We start from the raw sequence: 931 nt of genomic DNA, 5'->3' as shown, positions 1-931 counted from the left end.
TTTTGATGTTTATACATTAGCTCGTCTTGACTTCAAGGGAGCGTCCATATATGTCATCCTAATTATTGCGTTCTTACGGACGTTATACCTGCGTAGCGCGTAAACCTAAGTGTGGCAGCTGTATTATTGAAGACTTGTGTGAGTTTAAAGATAAAACAGAGTAACTATAGGCTGCCTTGAGCGATAACCGGTCATTGAGGTTGGCTTAATATAACAGTTAATTGATTTCCTAACTGTGTTGTTCGCGCATATATTCAAGCAAACGAGCGACACGCGCATTTTGTTTCATTTAACTTTACTTAAAGTCATAGAAAACTTAGTTATAGTAATACCTTAGGTTATTTGTTAAAACTATATAATGTAGAAAAATGAGCGCAGCGTCGGCAGCGATATGCGCACTATTAAATTGTTGAACTAAGCCGCTACGCGGAGATCCTATTCTGACCATTTGAGCCACACTTACCTTGGGGTTATCCCATAACTTGGAGGTAAGTCATGAATACACTCATTGAACAAGTCAAAACTGAAATAGCCTATCGTGGTTATTCGCAAAGTACATGTAAAAGCTACTGTGAACATTTACTAAAACTCAGTCATTATTTTAATAAACCGCTCGATTCGATTACTGATGAGGAACTTAACGCCTTTTTTAACGATCCTGCGATTCGTAAACTTTCTAGAGCAAGCCAAAAAATACAGATAAACAGTATTTGGTTCTTGTTTAAGAATATTTTACATCGGCCACTTAACTTAGATATTGTACTGCCAAAAGTAAAACTTCGCGCACCCACGTATTTATCGCGCGATGACATGCGACGGCTTATAGAAAGTTGCACCGATATGCGCTTAAAAACATCGATAGTGGTGTGTTATGGATGTGGTTTGCGTATTGGCGAACTGCTACGCATTAAAGTGCAAGACATCGATGGAC

General features: G+C 38.6%; 1 protein-coding gene and 1 pseudogene. Both read left to right on the top strand.

Annotation, left to right across the window (positions count from 1 at the left end; translation table 11 throughout):
• Window positions 1–74 precede the first annotated feature (74 nt).
• Window positions 75–164, top strand: a pseudogene (locus DC53_RS21830) (iron-sulfur binding domain-containing protein); the annotation flags it as partial.
• 331 nt (window positions 165–495) lie between these two features.
• Window positions 496–931 (top strand): phage integrase N-terminal SAM-like domain-containing protein (locus DC53_RS21825; RefSeq protein WP_033032204.1); only part of this gene is annotated, 436 nt, incomplete at its 3' end.

Source organism: Pseudoalteromonas fuliginea (genome assembly GCF_000690055.1).
In the GTDB taxonomy this organism is placed as follows: domain Bacteria; phylum Pseudomonadota; class Gammaproteobacteria; order Enterobacterales; family Alteromonadaceae; genus Pseudoalteromonas; species Pseudoalteromonas fuliginea.
The sequence above is the reverse complement of the archived record's forward strand: the minus strand, read 5'-3'. Positions and strand labels throughout refer to the sequence as shown.